Below are 404 nucleotides of genomic sequence, written 5' to 3' on the forward strand. Positions count from 1 at the left end.
TCGCCCACTCCAGCGAACGGCCGTAGCCCCACGGGTCGTCCACCTCGACCTTCTTGCCGTACTTGGCGGTCTTCCAGATGTTGTAGAAGAACGGCAGGATCGACATGCCGAGCAGGAACGAGCTGATCGTCGAGATCGTGTTCAGGGCGGTGAAGCCGTCCGCGGCCAGGTAGTCGGCGTAGCGGCGCGGCATGCCCTCGGCGCCCAGCCAGTGCTGGACCAGGAACGTGCCGTGGAAGCCGATGAACAGCGTCCAGAAGGTGATCTTGCCGAGGCGTTCGTCCAGCATCTTGCCGGTGAACTTCGGCCACCAGAAGTGGAATCCGGCGAACATCGCGAACACGACGGTGCCGAACACCACGTAGTGGAAGTGCGCCACCACGAAGTACGAGTCCGAGACGTGG

The 404-nt window shown here is 63.1% G+C and carries 1 protein-coding gene; it reads right to left on the minus strand.

Annotated elements, in window-relative coordinates; all coding sequences use genetic code 11:
* Positions 1-404 (minus strand): cbb3-type cytochrome c oxidase subunit I (locus tag IG88_RS0137955; RefSeq protein WP_031051511.1); only part of this gene is annotated, 404 nt, incomplete at both ends.

It is taken from the genome of Streptomyces sp. NRRL F-5650 (assembly GCF_000721365.1).
Classification (GTDB): Bacteria; Actinomycetota; Actinomycetes; order Streptomycetales; family Streptomycetaceae; genus Streptomyces; species Streptomyces ardesiacus.